Here is a 22,045-nt window from a genome sequence, read left to right as displayed (position 1 = left end):
AGCGATAAAGCGAGGCTTCCTTCCCCATACCGATCACACTGTCGTAGTCGCCGCACATGCCCGCATCGGTCTGATAGGCCGTCCCTTTGGAGAGAATGCGATAATCGGCCGTCGGCACATGGGTGTGCGTCCCCACGACCAGAGAGACCTTTCCATCGAGAAAATGCCCGAACGCCATTTTCTCACTGCCTGTCTCGGCGTGGAGATCGACAATGATCGCATGGGCCGTCATGCCCAGCTTGTGACGTGACAGAAATTCGCTCACTGCCCGGAACGGATCATCAAGCGGGTCCATGAACAGACGCCCCATGACGTTGATCACCAGCACCTTGCGCCCATTGGGAAGCACGATGACATACGCGCCCTGCCCTGGTGTGCCCGGCGGGAAGTTCAGGGGGCGTATGATGCGCGGCTCGGAGTTGATATCGCGGAGCAGCTCTTTCTTGTCCCAGGCATGATTTCCCAGCGTGATGACATCCACCCCGGCCTTGAACAGATCGGTTGCAATGGCGGTCGAAAGACCAAAGCCGTGAGAGGCATTCTCACCGTTCACCACCACCACATCGAGCTTCAGCGTTTCGCGCCATTCGGGCAAACGCGCCATGACCGCTTCACGGCCCGCGCGACCGACGATATCTCCAAGAAAAAGTAGTCTCACTCTGCTCCGCCTTTCCCGGCCTGTCCTGCCAGGATTTCTTTTTCAGTCACAATCCAGTCGAGAGGCTGGTCATAGGCGCCGAGAGGCACCTGCGCCACTTCCTGCCAGGCAAACGCAAAGCCGATCGATCGACAGCGCAGCCCTGCAAGCGTGCGATCATAATAGCCACCGCCATATCCCAGACGATTGCCTGAGCGATCAAACGCCAGAAGCGGCACCAGCAGCGTATCGGGTCGATCAACCTCACCATCCGGATGCATGGTACCGAACCGCCCCTCAAGCATCGTGCCATCGGGTCGCCAGTGCCTGAAAATGAGGGGCTGCCCCTTGGGCGTCGTTTCCGGCAACAGCACGGTACGTCCCGTCTCGGCCAGAAGGGCACAGAGTGGTCGCAGATCGGCCTCCCCCGGCAGGGGCCAGACACAGCCGATTTTCTTCATATGGGGGTTGCACAGAACAATCGAGGCAAGGGACCCGATCAGTTCTGCCTGAGCTTTCGGCGATGCCGGGTTGCTCGCCCTGCGCGTGCGCATCGCCTGACGCAGAGCCTGTTTTTCTTGATCGCTATTCATGTGTGGAACCACCCTGGCCGTCGGTCTTTCAGCCCTCCCGGACCTGCTCACGCAGGTGGGCACCAGATATCATGACCACGATCACGACAGCGCCAGTTCCCTAAGGAAGTGCTTATCGGCCCAGGGGTTGAGTTGCCTGACGTACCGGGCAGTCCCACAGGACACTACCTAGGCACTCTCCAGCTCGGCTGCAATGCCTTCTGCCCGCTCGGCCAACAAATTAAGCTTCTGCTCGCGCGCCTCGTTCTCGGCGATCAGACGATCCGCACGCTGAACACGCTCGCTGGTCGTGCTGGGGAGGATTTCCTTGGCCAGATCATGCAGTTCGTCAGCCATCAACAGCGACGCCATGACCAAGGTCCAGGCCTCACCACCCTGCGTGCCAAGACTGCGCACCCGCTCGATGCGGCGCTCGACCTGCCTGGCCAGATCCTGAAGATAGCGCTCCTCGCCATCCTGACAGCCAATCGTATAAGAGTATCCGTTGAGACGTACCGTGATCTGGGCCATGGTTTATGCCTCTTCCTCGATATCGAGACGATCGATGAGGTCGCGTACACGCAGGCGCAGCGCCTCGATATTGGCGGCAACAGGCTGCCAGTCTACATTATTGGAGGCGGGCTCACGCGAATGATGCAGGGCGTAAGCAATGCGATCCAACGCCTCTTCGATCCGATCTTCGGGTCTTGCAGAACTGCTTGCACTCTCGATCTGATCCGTCAAAACACCCTCATCATCCACATGCGGTTTCCGCTGGTCTATGGAAGCCCGTAACGCGCCGTGAGGTCAAGCATGAAGCCGGAGGAGACTCTCCCCCATAAGATCATCGCTTTATACGATGACTCGCTTCTCGCTCACCTGCCTCACCCTGGCTCCGGCACTCCTTACGCGGTTATTCCGGCACAAGGGATCGGGCGAATCATGGGATTTCCCTGGTGGCAGGCTCTGACTGCCCCGCTGGGTGTGCCCGCTGTTTTCGATGCTGATGACGCACCAGCCCTTGCCGCCTCGGCATTGAGAGGAGGGGCACAATGGGTTGTCTGCACACAGTCAGGCCCTACATTGGAAACGCTGATTGCCCTTGCCGAAATCTGTAACGGTCATGTTTTGACAAGCCGCCCCTGCACCCTCACTCTTGGCAGACCGCCCTATAACGCTTACCGCATTGGGCAGCTTTCACAGTATCTGGCGCGCGAAAACTAAGCGCCCCTTCCAACGGACCTTGCCCATGCTGCCCTGCGAACTCTACCTGGTCACGATGCCGGATTTCGATCCCTCACGTGAATTGGCTGATCTGGCGAAGGTTCTCGAACGCTGGACACCCGCCGCGTTGCGTCTCAGCACCACCGACGAAACACGTGCCCGAAGCTGCGTCCATGCCATACGTGAAACGGTTCATGCTCATGGCACGGCCCTGATTCTCACCGATCTGCCCGCGCTTGCGCAGGAACTCGGCTGCGACGGCGTTCACCTCACCGGCAGCCCTGCCCAATGCCTGACCGCCAGAGAAGAACTCGGGCGCGATCTGCAACTGGGCGTGTTCTGCGGGACGAGTCGCGACGATGCCATGAATGCCGGCGAACTTGGCGCCGATTATATCTCGATCGCGCCCAACGCGCCCGATCTGGTCGCCTGGTGGTCACAAATGATGGAACTGCCCATCATTGCCGAGGATATCGAGACGGAAGAGCAGGCATTGGCCATGATCAAGGCCAATGCCGATTTTATTGCCGTGCCCCTGAGCTTCGTCGATGCCGACGAAGCCGGCGCACGACTGGCCGCCATCGTCAGCCGCGCGGCGGAAGAATTTCCTGGGTAATATAGAGGGTCCCGTTGGACTGCGGTGCCCCGTTCAGCCAAAGTTTCACAACACGGCCCGTCGCATTCATCAGCACGAACTGGCCGTTCGACCCATCCCGCTGCACGGTCAGCATATCGCCTGACAACGTCTTCAACCCGATCCTGTTGGATTTAAGCCTGGTCATCGCCTTGTTCAGCGCCTTGGGCGACCAGTTGCCACGCACGATGGTAAAGCTCAGAAGCTGCTTGAGAAACGCTGCGTTCTGCGATGCCATCAATCCGCCCGGCACCCGGGCGGCATAACGCTCAAACGGCTCATTGGGCAGGGCGAAGACGGTATAAGGCCCGTTACGCCCCAGCCGTGGGAAGATGCCTGTCTGGCGCATAGCCTGACGATAATCGGCCAGTTCGAGCGATCCCGAGATATTTTCGATCAGCGGACGATCCGCATACGAAAAGGTCGGCGGCTCGGCATAGGCTACCGGGCTGGAAGTCTCCGTCTTGGTCGAGGCATGATACATATGCGCGCTGCTGACGGCAGGCATCTGCACCGCTGCCAGCGAACTCGGACGGGGAAACGGATCCTGTCGCGCCCGGCTCTCACACCCCGCAAGCGCGAGAGCCGCACAGAAACAACCGAGAACTGTCGTTCTTCTTTTTCTTCTTGCAACCAGTGTCATAAGGCTCAGCACCCGTCTCCGCGCATGGTCCAGCCAACGACACGGCTGTTGTTCAACTCAAACGTCGTCTGGCAGGTCGTGTTGTAATAGCTGGGAGGAAAACCGCCGAAGCCGCCGCCCCAGCCACCATAGCCACCCCAGCCGCCGTAACCGCCATAGCCACCCCACGGACCGCCACCCCAGCCCCAACCCCAGCCACCTGTGCCGGGGGAGTAGTTGGTCTCGTTGTCGATATACGCCAGGAAGTCATGACCGCTGGCCTGATAGGTGCGGGTCGGCACACCGAAGGTGCGCAGCACATCCACGTCCGTCTTGCCGATCATCGAATCCAGCACCTTGCGCTGCTGAACCGTCGGTACGTCGCACGCTGACAGGGTCAGCAAAGCGGCACATGAGAGGAAAATCGTCTTCTTCATCATCCTGTTACCCTTTCCGAAGCTGAAGCCGCCTGCCGGATCAGTTCGAAGCTGGCGCCACTCTAGGCAATAGAAACGACTTTGCCCCCAGAAAAGGTTCATGGCTATCCGAAGGTTTAAGAAAACCACATAATGTCACACAGTCGTGGTGCGCCGACTGCCAGCATGACGAGCCGGTCAAAGCCCAAGGCTATCCCGCTGCAGGGCGGCAGCGACTGCAGATCGGCCAGAAAGGCCTCATCGAGCGGCCAGTTCTGGTCGGGCGCAAGCGCCAGACGCCTCGCCCGATCTGCCTCGAAGCGCACGCGCTGCTCCTGCGGGTCTGTCAGCTCCTCGAATGCATTGGCGAGTTCTATCCCGGCCGCATAAAGTTCGAAGCGCAGCGCCACCCTCGGGTCTTCCGGATCACGCCGCGACAGGGCTGCCTGCGCTGCGGGCCAATGCGTAAGATATGTCGGTCGCGCCCGGCCAATCTCGGGTTCGACCCGCTCCAGCAGAAGACGAAAGAACAGATCCTCCCATTCCTCTCCGGGGCGCAAGGCGGTTCCGGCTTCTCGCGCCAGACGTTCGGCATCGTCACCTATCGCCAGAAGATCCACGCCGACATAGCGGGTGAAAGCCTCTGCCATGGTCAGACGCTCGAAAGGTGCTGCAAAATCGAGCGTTGTCTCGCCATAAGTCAGGCTCGGCGGCAGAAGCGCGCGCACAAGTGCTTCTGTCTCATCCATAAGAGACGCCAGCCCGGCGCCCGGTCGATACCATTCGAGCATGGTGAATTCAGGGGCATGTAAAGCGCTCTGCTCGCCATTCCGCCAGACGCGGGCAAGCTGATAGACCGGCAGACCAGACGCCGCCACGATGCGCTTCATGGCAAATTCCGGGCTCGTATGCAGAAACCGCGTCTCGCATGTGCCATCGGGCCGCTCGAGCTCGGTGCGGAAGCAGCGCAGATGCACCTCTTCGCCGGGTGTCGGAACAGCATAAGGCGTCTCGACCTCAAGATAACCCCGTGAGTCGAAAAACGCTCTGACGCTCCTTTGCAGCAGCGCACGACGTTGCAGCAAAGGCACCCTGTCGGAAATAGCCGTGCGTCGGACCATGAAATACGCTCTCCGGTTGCGAAAACTGAGGGGATTGCAGTACAGCCGCCTCATGGCAGAAAAGGTCAATCCCCCCACCCTGCGCAGCGTCGCGCAACTCGTTGCGCATGGGCTCGTCCCCCCCGAGCAGCGCGAGGCGCTCGAAGAGGTGGCAAAGGCATTTTCCACAGCCATTCCCGCCGAGTTCCTTTCTCTCATCTCCCATCCAGACGACCCGATCGGACGTCAGGTGGTCCCGAGCCCTGCCGAACTCAAAACAGCGCCATGGGAAATGCAGGACCCCATCGGGGATGATGCGCTTTCACCCGTTCCGGGCATCGTGCATCGCTATCAGGACCGGGCGCTGCTCAAGCCGCTTCTGGTCTGCCCGCTTTATTGCCGTTTCTGCTTCAGGCGCGAGCATGTTGGTCCAGATGGCGGCCTGCTCTCGGACGACGCCCTGGCTACAGCGCTCGCATGGATTGCCGATCACCCTTCTGTCAGCGAAATCATTCTGACCGGCGGCGACCCGCTCATGCTGAGCCCAAGGCGGCTCAAGCATATCGTCAGCGCGCTTTCGGCCATGGCGCATATCCAGACGATACGTATTCATAGTCGGGTACCGGTCGCCGATCCGGCGCGCATCACACCGGCCCTTCTTGATGCACTCGAGACAGACCGCGCCATGTGGGTGGTGCTTCACGCCAATCACGCCAGCGAGCTGACGCCCAAGGCGCGTCAGGCCGTGCGACAGATCCAGAGCCGGGCCATTCCCGTTCTAAGCCAGTCAGTCCTGCTGCGCGGCGTCAACGACACAGAGGAAGCGCTCGAAGCCCTGCTGCGTGCTTTCGTCACGTCACGGATCAAGCCCTATTATCTGCATCAGCTCGACCCTGCCCCGGGCACGGCGCATTTCCACGTGCCTATCGATGAAGGGCGCGCCCTTCTGGCAAAACTGCGCGGCAGAGTGACGGGTCTGGCATGGCCGACCTATGTGCTCGATATCCCCGGTGGCGCGGGCAAGGTGCCGCTGGGCCCCGATTACTACCGCCCCGACACGCATCCGGGCGAGGTACGAGACCCCTATGGCACCGCCCATCGCCTTGATGAGCCGCAACAGGAACCCTCTCTGTCAGAGGGGTGAGTCGCCGCTCATCATCCCACGCAGGAAGCGTTTCATGACTTGCATGGTCAAACGACGCAGCTTGGGAGAGACGTGATAGGGCTCAGCCTGCGGATCAGGCAGTCTGGTGATGGTCTCACGCATCGCCTGCGGCAGCGTGGGGAAAGGATCGACACCTGCCACCCGTGTCAGCGAGGCAACGGGCACCTGGGTGCAACTCGGTGTGACCGTATTCTTGCAGACATAGACCGAAAGCGCCCTGCGCCCCGGCAGATAGACTGCCTTCCAGACAGAACTCGGCACAGGGAGCGCGTTATCGCCAATCACGGCTGGCGAGGCGAGGTGATAGGCTGGCCCCGTCACCACATAGGCCTCGCCTTCTGACAGAACGAGGGCACGCACCTGTTTCTCGATCCCCGCCCATAGCCCGCGATTCAGGTCGGGAGACTGCGGCACCATATTGGCAAGAGAAAAGCTTTCCTGCTGCGAGACACGGCTTGGCGCATCACCGCTCGGCGCCATATGCCCGCGATCGAAACCCGAGCGGCGGTAATCATCCAGCCGGGCCCGATCCGCTTCGTTCTGTCTTGTCTCCTCATGAAAGACCCCCTGGCGCAACTCATGTTGCGCCGAGCGTATCGCGTCGCGTGTCAGATGCTCGGCAGCCCAGACGGGCTCATGCGTCACACCCGACGCCATGACGGCAAAATCGGTATTGCACAGGAACGTGTCACGCTGCATCGGCGCCGGAGCCGACAGAGCGGGCGCCACTCCATCAAGAAAGAGCCCGGAGCACTCTGCCGCAAAACCAGGACGGCAGAACAGAAGCAGACAGACAGCCGGAAGAACGCGCAGGATCATGCCGCGTCGTATCTCCTCAGCAAAAAACAAACAACCGGATCGCGCGTCCTTCTGTCGTCACACTAGCGCAGGGCAGATGAACCGCTACTCCCTTCAGGGACGGCAGCCATGCTGGCCTAACCCGGTGCCTCAACGGATGTCACGACTCCATCTCGCTTGCTCTTGCGCGCCCGCTTCGTTAGAAACCCGCCTTTCACGGCGGCACAGACCCGTCGTATTCACATCACGATTCCCGGGATCTTTCTTCCATGAAGCAGCAGGCAAACCTGATTCGCGCCGGACAGGTTATTGAGCATGACGGTCGTCGCTGGACGGTTCTCAAGCAGCAGATCATCACGCCGGGCAAGGGCGGTGCGTTCATTCAGGTTGAAATGCGCGACCTCAACACGGGCAACAAGACCAACGAACGCTGGCGTACGGCTGACACCGTCGAGCGCCTGATGACGGAAGACAAGGACTACAGCTATTCCTATACGGATGGCGACAATATCGTCCTGATGGACCCGGAAACCTTCGAGCAGGTCATGCTGCACAAGGATATCTTCGGCGACCAGCTGCCCTTCCTGCAGGACAACATGGAACTGAACGTGAAGCTGGTCGAAGGCGACCCGGTTGGCGTGTCCCTGCCGCCGCATGTCACGCTCGAAATCACCGAGGCCGATCCGGTGGTCAAGGGCCAGACGGCCAGCTCGTCCTACAAGCCCGCCATGCTGTCCAATGGCGTGAAGACCATGGTGCCGCCCTTCATCGAAGCCGGTGAGCGCGTTGTTGTCCGCACCGATGACGCCTCCTATGTCGAGCGCGCCAAGTAATCATTGCACCGGGAGAGCATGAGGTTTACCTCGGCTTTCCCTCACGGCACCGGGGCAACCCGGTTCCGTTTCGACCGACTACCCCTGCTCTTTCAAAATCTCTCATCAGGATTAACGCCATGCGTCTCTCGCCGCATATGACCGTCATGCAGAATGCTGCGCAAAAGGCAGCCAAGCGCCTCCTGCGCGACTTCGCTGAAGTCGAGCAGCTTCAGGTCAGCATCAAGGGACCGGGCGATTTCGTCTCCCAGGCCGATCTGCGTGCCGAACAGACAATCCGTGATGAACTTGCCCGCGCACGCCCAGGTTATGCCTTCCTGATGGAAGAAAGCGGCAATTCCGGTGGCGATAACTGGACTTGGCGCTGGATCGTCGACCCGCTCGACGGCACCTCGAACTTCCTTCACGGCATTCCGCAATGGGCCATCTCCATTGCCCTGCAGCGTCGTCACCCTGACGGATCGACCGAAATCGCGGCTGCCATGGTCTATAACCCTGCCGCCAACGAGATGTTCTGGGCCGAGAAGGGCATCGGCGCCTTCCTCAATGAACGTCGCATCCGCGTGTCGGCCCGTCGCGAGCTTTCAGAATCCCTGATTGCCACTGGCATCCCCTTTGCCAAGACTCCCGCCGATCGTCGCCTGCCTTTCGGTCGTACGCTCGCAACCCTCATGCCCCATGTGGCTGGCTTCCGTCGCTTTGGTGCCGCGGCCCTCGACCTCGCCTGGGTTGCCGCTGGTCGCTACGAAGCCTTCTGGGAAATCGGTCTCAAGCCGTGGGATTGCGCGGCCGGTCTTCTTATCGTGCGCGAGGCCGGTGGCTATGTAACCGACCCGGAAGGGCTGGAAATCACCGATCTGGACAATGACGTCACGCTTGTCGCCGGTAACGGCAATCTGCATGGACCGATCCGCAAGATCGTTCTCGACGCCCTGACCCGCAAGGCCTGAAGCCAAAAGGCCTACGGAAGCAGGCGCCCTGTCATCGGGTGCCTGCCGAAAATCAATTGCCCAGAATTTTTCGCAAGCGAAGGGAACCCGGAGCGTTGACGCTTCATTCCCCATTGCCCGAGCGGGGGCAGCGCGATTAGGATCGCCCGGTCATGAAACGGCCGATCCTTCTTTCCCTCCTGTGCTCGGCCGGTCTCCCGGCCGTCCTGCTGACCTCCCTGCCCGCAGCGGCGCAGGTCACCTCCAACGACGACGCGCTGCCCGCTGCGGCGCCTGCCAAATCCCAATCCGCCAAAAAAGCGCCCGCTGGCACGACCCACGCCGAAAAGGCGCCTCATGCCAAATCGCATGAAGCCGCGCCAAAGAAGCCAGCAGAGAAAAAGGCCCCGGCTGCATCCGCCCCCGGTGCCTCTCCCGCTTCGGCACCGCGCCTGCCCGCCGCCCAACGCGTCGGCGCGCCCCCCGACGTACCCGCCGAGCCGCCCCATCCCGTGGTTATTCCGCCGCCCGGCGTGAAAGTGCCGACTCACCCGCCGGTTCCGCCTGAGGACATCAAGCCCGACCCGGAGGCAAAAGGTCAGACCGAGGCACGCCCGAACGGTCTGCGTGTGCTCTTTGCCGCCAATAGCAGCGGCATGACCCAGCCCATGATCGACGCGGTAAAGGCAGAAGCCAGAAAGCTGGCTGGACAGCCGACGCTTCGCGTGACGCTCTGGGCCTCTGCCAGCGGCTCAACGGAAGACCTGTCGACACCAAGGCGCATTGCCCTGGCTCGTGCTCTGGCCGTGCGCTCGCTCCTGATTCGTGAAGGTGTGGCCACGACGCGCATATACCCGCGTGCCACCGGGCTCGCCCCCGCAGGCTCCAACCCACCTGACCGTCTCGACATCGTCGCCGAAGGCAGCGTCGCTGCTCCGATTTCAGAAGCCCAGTTCGGAACCGCCCCGAGGACCGCCACGCCATGACCCGCCCCACTCTTTATCTGTTGCGCATGGGGATCTTCCTGATCCTTGTTGCTGCTGTTGCTGCCCTGCTGAGCAAGACACTCTATGCCGCCTTCTTCGCCAATCCGGCGCTGGACGGCCTGATTCTGGGTGTGTTGATCATCGGCATTCTGTGGAATCTGCGCACGGTCCTTCGGCTCTTGCCAGAGGTGAAATGGGTCGATCAGCTGCGCGTCAATCGTGCAGGTCTGGCCCAGCCCGCCCCGCCGCGCCTGCTCGGTGCCCTGGCGCGCAATCTGGCCGCACGCACCACGACGGGGCGCCTGAGCCTGTCGCATCAATCGGCTCAGGCCACGCTCGACAGCCTTTCAGGGCGTCTGGACGAATCGCGTGACATTTCACGATACATGACCAGCCTGCTGATCTATCTCGGTCTGCTTGGCACATTCTACGGCCTGTTGCTGACGGTCAGTTCCATTGCGGGTGTGATCGGCGGCATGAGTGTCGGTGACGGCAATCTCGATGCCATGTTCGGCCAGTTGAAGACGGGCCTGGCCGAACCGCTCAAGGGCATGTCCACCGCCTTCTCAGGGTCGATGTTTGGCCTCGCCGGGGCACTGATCCTCGGATTTCTCGACCTCAATGCCGGTCAGGCCCAGAACCGCTTTTTCAACGAGGTCGAGGAATGGCTGGTCGGCATCACCAAGCAGGGTGGCGCGCTGATCGAAGGGGGCGATGCCTCTGTCCCGGCCTACGTACAGGCATTGCTTGAGCAGACGGCTGAAAATCTCGAAACGCTGCAGAATGTCGTCTCGCGCAGCGAGGAAAGCCGCATGCAGCAGCTTCAGGTCATGGACGGGTTGCAGGAGCGCCTCAAGGCCATGACCGATCTGCTTCAGTCCAACCAGAAAATGATGAATCGTGTGGCTGAAGGTCAGGCCCTGCTCGGCCCGTTCCTCAAACATGTCGGTGAGGCTGCCACACCAGGCACAGCGGCCTTCAACGACGCGAAAGACAGCCGCGAGCAGTTCGGTCGTATCGAGGGGCATATCGTGCGCCTGATCGACGAACTGCATAGCGGCCGCGCCCAGATGGCTGGCGAAATCCGCAACGACCTGCGCGTTCTGGCGCGCACCATTGCGGCAACGAGCCCCAATGGCGGCACGGCCGTTCCTCCGGCAGCACAGTAAGGCGAGGCGGCTTTCATGGCACGACGCTCCCGACGCAGTTCCCATGGTGGGGAACTCAATGCCTGGCCCGGTTATGTGGATGCGCTCTCCACCCTGCTGATGGTGGTGACCTTCGTGTTGCTGGTCTTCGTTCTCGGCCAGCAATTCCTGTCCGTGGCGCTCAGCAAGCGCACCCACTCGCTGGATGAGCTGCGCCAGCAGCTGGCGGCGCTTCAGCACACGCTGTCGATGAGCGAGGACAAGAACACCCAGCTCAACGCCATAGTGGCCAGCCTCACGACCGATCGCGACAGCGCCAAACGCCAGGCTGACGTCCTGACCCAGCAGCTCGCCACGCTGAATGGCACAATCGCCGAAAAGGAGCAGGCACTGGCCGCCGCCGGTCAGGCCACGCAATCCGATCAGGCGACCATCGCCCAGCTCAAATCACAGCTTGAGCAGCTCAACCAGCAGCTTCTCGCCATCGGTCAGGCCCTGGATATCGCGAAAAAGGATGTGACTGCACGCGACCAGCAGATCACCGATCTGGGCAACAAGCTCAACGTGGCCCTCGCCGACAAGGTGAACCAGCTCAAGCGGTATCGTTCAGAGTTCTTCGGCCGGCTTCAGGATATCCTGAAAAACCAGAAGGGCGTCGAAATCGTCGGTGACCGATTCGTTTTCCAGAGCTCCATTCTCTTCCCTCAGGGAAGCGCCGAGCTGACACCGGAAGGCGAGAAGGAAATTGCGGCCCTGGCCCATACCTTCAAGCAGGTTTCGAGCCAGATCCCGAAAGATATTCCCTGGATCCTGCGTATCGACGGCCATGCCGACAAGCAGCCTATCCATACCGCATTCCCGAGCAACTGGGAGCTGTCGAGCGCGCGTGCCATCACAGTGGTGAAGGTGCTGGTCAAGGAAGGCGTCGATCCGCATCATCTCGCCGCAACAGGATTCTCCGATTACCAGCCCCTCGACCAGGGCAATACGGCAGCGGCTTTCGCCCGCAACCGGCGTATCGAATTTCGCCTGACGGATCGCTGATCAGGCGCCCCGAAGCGCCTTTGAAACATCGGGGAGAAATCGCATCGTGCCGGTTTCTCCCCAATGACAAGAACGGCGCAATCGCTTATGTATCGCGCCATGACCGGCACGCCCCTCTCCCAGATCCGCAATTTCTCGATCATCGCGCATATCGACCATGGAAAGTCCACGCTGGCTGACCGGTTGATCCAGGCCTGCGGTGCGCTCACGGCTCGTGAGATGAAAGAGCAGGTTCTGGACAATATGGAGCTGGAGCAGGAGCGCGGCATCACCATCAAGGCGCAGACCGTGCGCCTGACCTATCCTGCCAAAGACGGCAAGACCTACATCCTGAACCTCATGGACACGCCAGGCCATGTCGACTTTGCCTATGAGGTGAGCCGCAGCCTTGCCGCCTGCGAAGGCTCCATTCTGGTGGTCGATGCGTCTCAGGGTGTAGAAGCCCAGACGCTGGCCAATGTCTATCAGGCCATCGACGCCAATCACGAGATCGTCCCAGTTCTTAACAAGGTCGATCTGCCTGCCGCCGATGTCGAGCGCGTGCGTGCCCAGATCGAGGAAGTCGTCGGCATTCCCGCCGATGATGCCGTCGAAGTTTCGGCAAAGACGGGCCTGAACATCGAAGGCGTTCTCGAAGCGCTCGTCACGCGTCTGCCCCCGCCAAAGGGCGATGCCACCAAGCCGCTTCAGGCCCTGCTGGTCGATAGCTGGTACGACCCGTATCTCGGCGTCATCATTCTGGTCCGTATCATGGAAGGCACGCTCAAGCGCGGCGACAAGATCCGCATGATGCAGGCCGGCTCCACCTATCATGTCGATCAGGTTGGCGTGTTCCTGCCCAAGATGACGGCGGTCGATTCGCTCGGACCGGGCGAGATGGGCTATATCAACGCCGCCATCAAGACCGTGGCCGATGTGGCCGTGGGTGACACCGTGACCCTGGATCGCCTGCCTGCCGAAAAGCCGCTGGCCGGGTTCAAGCCCTCTATCCCTGTGGTGTGGTGCGGCCTCTTCCCCATCGATGCCGATGATTTCGAGAAGCTGCGTGATTCTCTCGCCAAGCTGCGTCTCAACGACGCCTCGTTCCACTTTGAGGCCGAGACCTCGGCGGCTCTCGGCTTCGGTTTCCGCTGCGGCTTCCTTGGCCTGCTGCATCTGGAAATCATCCAGGAGCGTCTGTCGCGCGAGTTCAATCTCGACCTGATCGCAACCGCGCCGTCCGTCGTTTACAAGATGCACCTGACCAACGGCACGCAGGAAGATCTGCATAACCCTGCCGACATGCCCGACCCCGGCAAGATCGAGAAGATCGAAGAGCCGTGGATCAAGGCGACCATTCTGGTTCAGGACGAATATCTGGGCAGCGTGCTGACGCTCTGCAGCGAGCGACGCGGCATCCAGATGGATCTGACCTATGTCGGCAACCGCGCCATGGCCGTCTATCGCCTGCCACTCAACGAAGTGGTGTTCGATTTCTACGACCGCCTCAAGTCACTGACACGCGGCTATGCCAGCTTCGACTATCAGATCGATGGCTATGAAGAGAGCGACCTCGTGCGCATCTCGATCCTCGTCAACCAGGAACCAGTCGATGCACTGGCCTTCGTCGCGCATCGCACGGTTGCCGAAACACGCGGGCGCGCCATTTGCGGCAAGCTCAAGGATCTGATTCCCCGCCAGCTCTTCAAGATCGCGATCCAGGCCTCTATCGGCTCACGCATCATTGCGCGTGAGACGCTGGGTGCCCTCTCGAAAGACGTGACGGCCAAATGCTATGGCGGTGACATCTCGCGCAAGCGCAAGCTTCTGGAAAAACAGAAGGAAGGCAAAAAGCGTATGCGCCAGTTCGGCAAGGTCGAAATTCCGCAGAGTGCCTTCCTCGCCGCGCTGAAGATGGACTGACCTGACGCCTCGTCTCCACCCGACAGGGCAAAAAGCAAAAACAAGAAGGACCCTCCCGATATGGCCTCTACCGCAGCCGTCCTTTTCGTCCAGAATGATGCTGACGATATCGGCTGGTGGATGGCCTATCACCTGGCTCTGGGCTTCGATGCGCTGATCGTCATCGACGATCAGTCGACTGACGGCACATGGGAGATCGTCCAGAGCGCGGCTGGCCTCTATCCGATCGAGGCCCAGCGTGCGCCAGCGGGGAGCGGTATCGACTATGCTGAACGCCGCTCTGCTGCGTTCAGTCAGGCCATTGCCTCCTGCCGTTCGCGCTTTGACTGGGTGATCTGCCTCGAGAGCGATGAATATGTCTATCCTGAAAGGGAAGACACGATCGGCGCCTATCTCGATCGCTTTGCAGATGCCGACGCCATAATGCTGCACTGGTCGATCTTCGGTTCCAACAATCATATAGCCCGCACAGCCCATGCACCTGTTGCCGCCTATACGCGTCGCGCGCCTCTGGATTTTGCCGATCATGCGCTCGGCAAGCGGTTTGTGCGACCGGAGGCGGTTCAGAACCACGCACTCGATGGCTGCCACTATGCCCTCGATGAGAGCCGTCATGTCACCGCCTCCGGCGCGCCTTATGACCCGGCCGCAGCACCGACCTGGGATGGCGCCCGCATTCTGCACTATGTCGCGCGCAACATGACGCATTACACGCGTCGCATTGCCCGACTTCCTGCCGGTGTGACACCGCCCGATCTCTGGTCGCACTTCAACCGCAACGATGAGGAAGATCTCGCGCCCAGCCGTTTTCTGCCTGCGACGCGCGATCATGCAGCGCGCATCGCCCGCGCCGGACTGGACGCATTTTTCTGGCGTGTAAGACAGGATATCGAGGCCTTCAGCCCGAGCTTCCTGCCCGAAACTGTTTTCACCATCCGAAAGCGTGAGAGCATCGCGACGGCGCCACGCTTCAATTACGCGCAGATCGAAAACAGTGCCGGTGAACGGCTCGCTTACGACACGGACAAGAACAACCTCGTCTTCATATCGTCCAACGCTTCGCCGGAAGGAACACTGCCTGTCTGGCTGGTTATCGATCAGCAAGCCGAGCCCGAAACCCCTTCAAAGGGGTTTCTGATGCTGCCCCAGGGCGAGGCGCCACTCATCGCGACAGGCGCCCTGCTGACACGTTGGCTGCCCGTGCAGGTAGATGATGATGTCTCCGCTGATCCTGCACGAACGTCCTGCCGCCTTCTTGCCCTTCAGGGCAGCTCCGGACTCGGCCCGGATCTCGATGGCGTTCTCGGCCTGAATGCGGCGGCGCCAATGCCCCTCGTGCTCCAGTTCGTGCAGCCTGATCGTGCCCTGACCGAGAGGTTGCGCCCCTATTTCGCCCTGCGTAGCCGAGGCAACAGCTTGCGGGACTTTGTGACTGGTCTGGACCTGATGCGCACGCCGCACGCCGATGCTCTTGCCTGCGCCATCGCCCACCTCACGCCAGACGCAAGAAGCATGCTTGAAATCCGCTATGCCGGGCTCGTGCCCCTCTGGCTCGCCGCGGCCTGACGGAACTCCTCCCTTACATTCTCGTATTCAAGGAAGAATGACAGCCGAGGAGGCACCAGCGCCCTTGCTCCTGCCAGAGGCAGGACAGGGTGCGTCCGGCTAACCTCCCTACCAGACAGATCCCAGCAGAAAGGCAGCGCTCGTGGCACAAAACGGAACCTCACCGAAAGCGCCGCCCAAACGTCCCGTGCGCCGTGTGCTGACCGCCACGGCAGGCGGCATGGCTATTCTTCTGGTGCTTCTGATCCTGCTCTGGAACTGGGACTGGTTCGTGCCTCTGGTCAATCGACGGGCCAGTGCCGCGCTGCATCGCCCCGTGACGATCGCCCATCTTCATGTCCGTCTGGGTCTGACAACAACCGTATCGGTCGATGATCTCCAGATTCATCAGCCCGAAGGCTTCGACTCAGAGAAAGAGCTTTTCGCGAGTGCGAAAAAAGCGACTGTCTCGGTCAATGTCTGGCGCTATATCACCCATAAAGGGCTGGAAATTCCGCTGATTGCGCTCGATACACCAAAAGGCGATATCGTAGCCCTCGCCAACGGCAAAAATAATTACAGCTTCACCGATCCCAATGCTAAGCCCGAGCCGGCACCGCAGGGCAATACCCAGCCCAGCACCCTGCCGAAAATCGGCGATGTAGTCATCACCAATGGCGACATCCGCATCGCGATAGCCAAGCTCAAGACCGACATGCATGTGCTGCTGCATACGACCTCGCCGAAGGGTGATCAGGATGGCAGCATCGTTATCGACCTCAAGGGGCGTTACGCACAGGCCCCGATCACCGGGCATATCGTCGGCGGCTCCCTGTTGACGCTTACCAATTCAACACGCCCGTATCCGATCGATGCCCGTCTTGAAAACGGTCCCACCTATGTCACGCTGCGTGGCTCGGTTGATGACCCGCTGCATTTCAAGGGCACGAAACTCGTCCTGCATTTTGCTGGGCCGGACATGTCCCTGCTTTACGGTCTGACCGGCATCCCCATTCCCCAGACGCCCTCCTACAGCGTTTCGGGTAATCTCGATTATACCAGCGCCCATATCCGCTTCAGCAATTTCTCGGGCAAGATGGGGTCATCGGATATCGGCGGGACAATCGCTGTCGATCCTCAGACCAAGCCGATCACGGTCGACGCCAATCTGTATTCGCATCATGTCGATCTAAAGGATCTCGGTGGCTTCATCGGTGCGAAGCCAGGTCACGAAGAGAGCAAGCAGGCTGCGACAAGCAACCGTATCCTGCCTGACAAGCCGATCAACGTCCCCAAGCTGAACGCCGTCAATGCGCATCTCGTCTATAAGGGCGACCGCATCGAGAACAAGGACATGCCGCTCGACAACATTCTCGCGGATATTGCGGTCCAGGATGGCGCCATTACCATCAACAAGTTGAATTTTGCGGTTGGCGACGGCACGCTTGGCCTGTCCGGCGCACTCGACCCCGCAAAGAACGGCCAGTTCGACACGCATTTCAAGGTCGATGTCTCACGCCTGTCGATCCAGCGCCTGATGAAAGCCACCGCCACCTTCAAGGGTCAGGGCACACTGGGTGGCCATATCACTCTGGCGGCAACGGGCAACTCCATCGCGACCCTGCTGGGTAACGGCAATGGCGGCGTGACACTGGTCGTCGATCATGGCGGCGATGTCTCGGCGCTGCTGCCCGACCTCATGGGTCTCAAGATCGGCAGTGCCATCCTCTCGGCGCTGGGCATTCCCACCCGCTCCGACCTGAAGTGCTTCATTGCTGACATGCCTTTGCGTCAGGGTATTCTGAGCACCAATTCGCTTCTGCTCATGACCAACAATACCCGCACTCTTGGCGGTGGTACGGTCAATCTGAAAAACGAGACGCTCGACTATCACGTCACCACACGCTCGACGTCGTTCAACGTGCTCTCACTGCCAGGTCGTGTGAACATCACCGGCCCCCTCAAGAGCCCTACCATCATGCCGGGTGCGGAAATTATTGGCCGTGCCGCCGCGACAGCCGGGCTCGCTGTTGCCTTCCCGCCAGCTGTGCTGCTACCGACCATCCAGTTCGGTGTCGGTCAGGGCAGCGCCTGTGAAGATGCCCTGACCCAGGCCAACACGGCACCTGCTGCTGGTGTCAAGCCGGGTGCCACAACGGGTAGTGGCGCAGCCAGTGTCCAGCCCACGCCGCACGGCAAGGCCGTGTCGCAGAAACCCCTCAGCCGCAAGCAGGTCCATTCGGTCTGGCAGGAGCGTCTGAAAAAGCAGAACTGACCGGCAATCAGGCCCCATCAAGACGATTGATCCGCAAGCGCCATCCTGCCAGTCTGAAAGGATGGCGCGCTTCCCTTTTATCCTGATCCTGTCCCTGTGTCTGGCCGGTTGTGAAACCGGCCCTGTGGCCCCGAAAGCTGAAACAGCTTCAGGCCTGCCCCCCGTCATCATGGTGTCGATAGATGGCTTCAGGCCCGACACGTTGCATCAGGGCGACACCCCTACACTCGATGCGCTGGCCGATCAGGGGGTTTTCGCCCCGATGCGCCCATCCTTTCCGTCCATCACCTTTCCCAATCACTATACGCTGGTCACCGGATTGCGCCCCGACCATCATGGTGTCATCGGCAACACCATGATCGATCCTGATATTCCGGGCGAAATCTTCAGTGTCGGCAAGAAGACGGGGCTCGACGACCCGCGCTGGTGGGATAATGGCACACCGGCCTGGGTCACAGCCCAGGTTCATGGGCTCATGACTGCCGTGATGTTCTGGCCCGGCTCGGACGTGCCCATCCTGAATACGCGCCCTGATATCTGGTATCATTTCGATGCCTCACGCACCCCGACCCAGCGGGTTGATACCGTGCTGTCCTGGTTCGACCGTCCGGTCGACAAGCGCCCTGCACTCTCGCTGCTCTATTTCGACGGGGTGGACCATGCAGGCCATAAATACGGCCCCTTCGCGCCTGAAACCCGCGCAGCGGCAAAGCAGGTCGATACAGCACTGGCCGGTCTGATCAGAGGCCTCGCCCAGCGCCATGTGGCTGCCAATATCCTGATCGTTTCCGATCACGGCATGGCAGCCCTCAGCCCTCAACGAGTCATTCCCCTGACCAGTCTGGCCCCGGCCCATGCCATGGAGATCGTGACGTCAGGTCCCTATGCCGGAATCAACCCCGTGCCGGGTCATGAGCGCGAACTCGCCCATGCGCTCTCCATCCCTCATGACCACGTCACCTGCTGGCCAAAAGCACATATTCCCGAAAGGCTGCATTACGGCAGTAACCCGCGCGTTCCGGCATGGCTCTGCCTCGCTGAAACCGGCTGGACCCTCACGCGCGAGCCGCACGAGCATGTTTCTGCCGGAGGGCACGGCTATGACATGGCCGCCCCTGACATGATGGCCACATTCATCGCGTCCGGCCCCGCCTTTTCGCCGCACAAGACCCTGCCAGCCATCGATAACGTCGATGTCTACCCGCTGCTCATGATGCTGCTCGGTCTGCTGCCCGAAAACAATGATGGCTCGCTCACCCCGCTTCAGGGTGGCCTGCGCGACACGTATCGCGCCATACAGTGAGTCAGTCGGCGATCAGGGGCTCAAGACCCTTGTCGGCACGGGCCCTCCCCACCTAGAACGACGCCACGTCTCTTTCCTGCCCGGAGCCCGCCAAACGTGACCTCTTCTCCTCTTTCCTCCTGGCTGGATCGCCGTTTCAAGATCGGACAGAGAGGCTCGACCGTTCAGCGTGAAATTCTGGCAGGTCTCACGACTTTCGGCGCGATGGCCTACATCATGGCGGTCAACCCGGCCATCATGAGCAAGGCGGGGCTTGCGTCGCATGACATGATCATGACGACCATTGCAGCGGCTGTCTGTGGCACGTTGCTCATGGCGCTGTTTGCCAACATGCCTATTGCCCTGGCTCCGGCCATGAGCAGCAATGCGATCTTTGCCCAGATCGTCGTCAATCAGATGCATGTCGATGTGCGTACGGCCTTCACCATCGTTCTGATCGGCGGCATCGCGTTTACCGCCCTTTCTGTCACGAAATTGCGGCATAAGATCATCCAGGCCTTTCCCGAGCCCATTGTGCTGGGCATTCAGATTGCCATCGGCATTTTCATCGCCCGCCTCGGCATGGTGACGGGCAATCTGGCCGTGGCTGCGCCTGATGGTTTCCATTTCGGCAGCCTGAGCGATCCTTCTGCCCTGCTCACCCTGTTCGGTCTGTTTCTTGCCGGAGTTTTCATTGTCCTGCGCGTTCCGGCAGGGATGCTGATTGCCATTCTGGCCGTCACACTGGTCAGCCTCTTCGTCCACAAGGACGGCCATGCCGTGGCAAGCCTGCCGCAGCATGTCGTGGAATGGCCGCACTACCCGACCCATCTGCTGTTTCCGTTCAATTTCGGCGATTTCTTCTCACATCTCGAATTGCTGCTGCCGATCACGCTCTATTTCCTGATCAGCGATTTCTTTGACGCCACCGGCACGATGTACAGTGTCGCCAACCGGGCACGGCTCACAAAGCCTGACGGCACCACCCTTCTCGGTCGCGCTGCCTTCGCTGCCGATGGCTCGGCCAGCATCATCGGCTCGGCGCTCGGCACCAGCACCGTCTCGGCCTATGTCGAAAGCCTTGTCGGCGTGGAAGCCGGGGGTAGGACGGGGCTTACGGCGCTCATTGTCGCCCTGCTCTTTGCCGCATCTTCCGTTCTATGGCCGCTTATCGTGATGATCCCCCCGGAAGCCACGGCGCCCGTGCTCATTCTCGTCGGACTTTCCATGCTCTCGGCTCTGGGTCAGGCCGCCAATGGCTCGCAGGAGGCGCTTCTCACCCCGGCATTCATGCTGCTGATCGCCGTGCTGACCGGTAATTTCATGATCAGCCTCGCGCTCGGTCTGCTCTTCTATTCGCTGATGCTGCTGGTCACGCGCCAGTTCGTCCGGCTCACGCCGATGGTGCTGGGGCTGGACGCCGTGTTCCTGTTCTATCTTTTCCTGATCAGCCAGACCGGGCTCGGGCAGGGCTGACCCTCCCCTGCGAGAACCTGCTCGTCATGTTGTGAAGAGCGGTCGCGGTAACGACAGCGACGCAGGGTCGTTGACACAGGCAAGTAAGGGCTCCCGGCCTGGAGCCCTTCATCAACAGCAATGAGGCTTGCACCCGTGTCATCCCTTCTGAACGAACTCGCCCCGCTCAAGGACGAGTTCATCGCGCTTCGCCACGATCTGCATACGCATCCCGAACTCGGCTTCACTGAAAAACGCACCAGCGATATCGTTGCGTCGAAGCTGACAGAATGGGGCTACACCATCGAGCGCGGCATCGGCGGCACGGGGCTTGTCGCCACGCTGAGCAAAGGCAGCAGCAAGAAAATCATCGGCCTGCGCGCCGAAATGGACGCGCTGCCAATTGTGGAAACGACCGGCCTCCCCTGGAAAAGCGCCCAGGAAGGCGTTTCGCATATGTGTGGCCATGACGGACACACCACGATGCTGCTCTGCGCAGCGAAATATCTTGCCGAAAAACGCCCTTTCGACGGGACACTCCACCTCATTTTCCAGCCTGCAGAAGAACTGCTCTGTGGCGGTAGCCGCATGATCGATGACGGCCTGTTCGACAAATATCCCTGCGATCTCATTTTTGCGCAGCACAACATGCCCGGCTTCCCGAGCGGCAATTTCTATTTCCACAAGGACGCCGCCATGGCGTCCTCTGACACGGTCAAGATCACAATCAAAGGCAAGGGCGGCCATGGTGCCATGCCCCAGAAAGCCAGGGACCCGGTTCTGGCCTGTGCCCAGCTCGTCATGGCGCTGCAGAGCATCGTCTCGCGTAATGTCGACCCTTTCGCCCCGGCTGTCGTGACAATCGGCGCCCTCAATGTCGGGCGCGCGGCCAATGTCATTCCGGCTGAGGGCGAACTGCTTCTGACCGTCCGCACCATGACCGATGAGGTGCGCAAACTCGTATTGAGCCGGATCAGCGACATCGCCACGAATACGGCGCTCACCTTCGAATGCCAGGCCACGATCGAGCATGAGAATGGCAGCCCGGTTCTGGTCAATGGCAACAAGGCGATCGATTTCGCCCGCGAGACCGCCGCCGAAATCGTCGGCGCCGATCATTGCCATGACAGCCCTGCCTTCATGGGCAGCGAGGATTTCGCCTTCATGCTGCAGGCTCATCCCAATGGCTGCTACTGGTTTGTCGGCAATGGTACGGAAGGGTGCAATGGCACGCCGCTGCATAATGGCGGCTTCGACTTCAATGACGCCAATATCATCCCCGGTGCGGCGCTTTTCGTCGGGCTGGTAGAGAAATATCTCGCCCCTTCACGCTGAGCCAGCCTGACACCCACAGGGCCTCTGACGGCTATAGCCCCGTATTGGCGTAGCCGTCAGAATGACCGGAAGACAGGCGAAGGCGGTCCGCGCTTCAGACACATGCCGCACGGTCGGGCTTCGCCCCTGCGTTGCCATGTTCA

At 60.7% G+C, this 22,045-nt stretch carries 22 protein-coding genes and 1 other RNA gene (1 of these 23 only partly in view); 14 read left to right on the top strand and 9 right to left on the bottom strand.

All coding sequences use genetic code 11. The features are described 5' to 3' along the window. From AAID99_RS13140 to AAID99_RS13120, 5 genes are all read right to left on the bottom strand, one after another. Positions 1-658, bottom strand: partial view of a TIGR00282 family metallophosphoesterase gene (locus tag AAID99_RS13140; RefSeq protein WP_332350953.1) — the 5' portion only. 158 nt of this gene lie to the left of the window's left edge; 658 of the gene's 816 nt are visible here — the first part of the coding sequence; the start codon lies at positions 656-658; its stop codon lies off the left edge, out of view. Further along, positions 655-1,230 (bottom strand): 5-formyltetrahydrofolate cyclo-ligase, encoded by a 576-nt coding sequence (locus AAID99_RS13135; RefSeq protein WP_498494100.1) that lies wholly within the window; start codon positions 1,228-1,230, stop codon positions 655-657. The genes AAID99_RS13140 and AAID99_RS13135 overlap by 4 nt, the downstream gene beginning before the upstream one ends. A gap of 1 nt (position 1,231) precedes the next feature. After that, positions 1,232-1,388: non-coding RNA, 6S RNA (gene ssrS, locus AAID99_RS13130), on the bottom strand. A gap of 10 nt (positions 1,389-1,398) precedes the next feature. Further along, entirely contained in the window at positions 1,399-1,740 is a 342-nt protein-coding gene (locus AAID99_RS13125) for a cell division protein ZapA (RefSeq protein WP_188427551.1), read from the bottom strand. Between the two features lie 3 nt (positions 1,741-1,743). Next, a complete protein-coding gene (locus AAID99_RS13120) occupies positions 1,744-1,953 on the bottom strand; it encodes a hypothetical protein (RefSeq protein ID WP_498494098.1) in 210 nt (69 codons plus the stop codon). A gap of 198 nt (positions 1,954-2,151) precedes the next feature. On the opposite strand from AAID99_RS13120, the gene AAID99_RS13115 reads away from it, so the two are divergent. Beyond that, on the top strand, positions 2,152-2,433 hold the full coding sequence (locus AAID99_RS13115) for a hypothetical protein (RefSeq protein ID WP_188427550.1): 282 nt from the start codon (positions 2,152-2,154) through the stop codon (positions 2,431-2,433). A 25-nt stretch (positions 2,434-2,458) separates the two neighbouring features. Next, positions 2,459-3,049 (top strand): thiamine phosphate synthase, encoded by a 591-nt coding sequence (locus AAID99_RS13110; protein ID WP_498494097.1) that lies wholly within the window; start codon positions 2,459-2,461, stop codon positions 3,047-3,049. Here AAID99_RS13110 and AAID99_RS13105 read toward each other — a convergent pair. The 3 genes from AAID99_RS13105 to epmA all read right to left on the bottom strand — a co-directional run bounded on the left by AAID99_RS13105 (position 3,018) and on the right by epmA (position 5,226). After that, a complete protein-coding gene (locus AAID99_RS13105) occupies positions 3,018-3,575 on the bottom strand; it encodes a fasciclin domain-containing protein (protein ID WP_498494095.1) in 558 nt (185 codons plus the stop codon). The genes AAID99_RS13110 and AAID99_RS13105 overlap by 32 nt on opposite strands. A gap of 140 nt (positions 3,576-3,715) precedes the next feature. Further along, positions 3,716-4,129, bottom strand: coding sequence for a hypothetical protein (locus tag AAID99_RS13100; RefSeq protein WP_188427547.1), 414 nt, complete (start codon positions 4,127-4,129; stop codon positions 3,716-3,718). Between the two features lie 113 nt (positions 4,130-4,242). Then, positions 4,243-5,226, bottom strand: a complete 984-nt coding sequence (gene epmA / locus AAID99_RS13095; RefSeq protein WP_498494094.1) for an EF-P lysine aminoacylase EpmA — start codon at positions 5,224-5,226, stop codon at positions 4,243-4,245. A gap of 52 nt (positions 5,227-5,278) precedes the next feature. On the opposite strand from epmA, the gene AAID99_RS13090 reads away from it, so the two are divergent. Beyond that, positions 5,279-6,349, top strand: coding sequence for a lysine-2,3-aminomutase-like protein (locus tag AAID99_RS13090; RefSeq protein ID WP_498494303.1), 1,071 nt, complete (start codon positions 5,279-5,281; stop codon positions 6,347-6,349). On the opposite strand, the gene AAID99_RS13085 is transcribed toward AAID99_RS13090, so the two are convergent. Continuing rightward, the gene (locus AAID99_RS13085) at positions 6,338-7,189 is read right to left on the bottom strand and encodes a DNA/RNA non-specific endonuclease (protein WP_498494093.1); all 852 of its coding nucleotides are present in this window, start codon (positions 7,187-7,189) and stop codon (positions 6,338-6,340) included. The genes AAID99_RS13090 and AAID99_RS13085 overlap by 12 nt on opposite strands. Positions 7,190-7,437: 248 nt before the next feature. Between AAID99_RS13085 and efp the strand changes: the two genes are divergently transcribed. The 11 genes from efp (at position 7,438) to AAID99_RS13030 (ending at position 21,902) form a co-directional block, all read left to right on the top strand. Beyond that, positions 7,438-8,001, top strand: a complete 564-nt coding sequence (gene efp, locus AAID99_RS13080; RefSeq protein ID WP_188427543.1) for an elongation factor P — start codon at positions 7,438-7,440, stop codon at positions 7,999-8,001. Between the two features lie 119 nt (positions 8,002-8,120). After that, positions 8,121-8,951, top strand: coding sequence for an inositol monophosphatase family protein (locus AAID99_RS13075; protein ID WP_498494092.1), 831 nt, complete (start codon positions 8,121-8,123; stop codon positions 8,949-8,951). 152 nt (positions 8,952-9,103) lie between these two features. After that, a complete protein-coding gene (locus AAID99_RS13070) occupies positions 9,104-9,916 on the top strand; it encodes an OmpA family protein (RefSeq protein ID WP_498494091.1) in 813 nt (270 codons plus the stop codon). Continuing rightward, positions 9,913-11,085, top strand: a complete 1,173-nt coding sequence (locus AAID99_RS13065) for a flagellar motor protein MotA (RefSeq protein ID WP_188427540.1) — start codon at positions 9,913-9,915, stop codon at positions 11,083-11,085. Before AAID99_RS13070 ends, AAID99_RS13065 begins: the two co-directional genes overlap by 4 nt. Before the next feature lie 15 nt (positions 11,086-11,100). Beyond that, entirely contained in the window at positions 11,101-12,108 is a 1,008-nt protein-coding gene (locus tag AAID99_RS13060) for a peptidoglycan -binding protein (RefSeq protein WP_498494090.1), read from the top strand. Positions 12,109-12,207: 99 nt separating this feature from the next. Further along, positions 12,208-14,010, top strand: coding sequence for a translation elongation factor 4 (gene lepA / locus AAID99_RS13055; protein ID WP_188427560.1), 1,803 nt, complete (start codon positions 12,208-12,210; stop codon positions 14,008-14,010). A gap of 60 nt (positions 14,011-14,070) precedes the next feature. Continuing rightward, positions 14,071-15,576: a glycosyltransferase family 2 protein gene (locus AAID99_RS13050; protein WP_188427538.1), complete on the top strand. Its 1,506-nt coding sequence runs from the start codon at positions 14,071-14,073 to the stop codon at positions 15,574-15,576. A gap of 142 nt (positions 15,577-15,718) precedes the next feature. Continuing rightward, on the top strand, positions 15,719-17,830 hold the full coding sequence (locus AAID99_RS13045) for an AsmA family protein (protein WP_498494089.1): 2,112 nt from the start codon (positions 15,719-15,721) through the stop codon (positions 17,828-17,830). Between the two features lie 61 nt (positions 17,831-17,891). Continuing rightward, the gene (locus AAID99_RS13040) at positions 17,892-19,133 is read left to right on the top strand and encodes an alkaline phosphatase family protein (protein ID WP_498494088.1); all 1,242 of its coding nucleotides are present in this window, start codon (positions 17,892-17,894) and stop codon (positions 19,131-19,133) included. Between the two features lie 96 nt (positions 19,134-19,229). Beyond that, complete coding sequence (locus AAID99_RS13035) at positions 19,230-20,588, top strand: NCS2 family permease (protein ID WP_188427536.1); 1,359 nt, start codon at positions 19,230-19,232, stop codon at positions 20,586-20,588. Between the two features lie 135 nt (positions 20,589-20,723). Further along, positions 20,724-21,902 carry a M20 aminoacylase family protein gene (locus AAID99_RS13030; protein ID WP_498494087.1) on the top strand — a complete coding sequence of 393 codons (1,179 nt, stop codon included), beginning with the start codon at positions 20,724-20,726 and terminating at the stop codon, positions 21,900-21,902. Positions 21,903-22,045: the final 143 nt, after the last annotated feature.

Source organism: Asaia sp. Ae19-3 (genome assembly GCF_059801175.1).
This window is presented reverse-complemented; position numbering and strand designations above follow the sequence as displayed.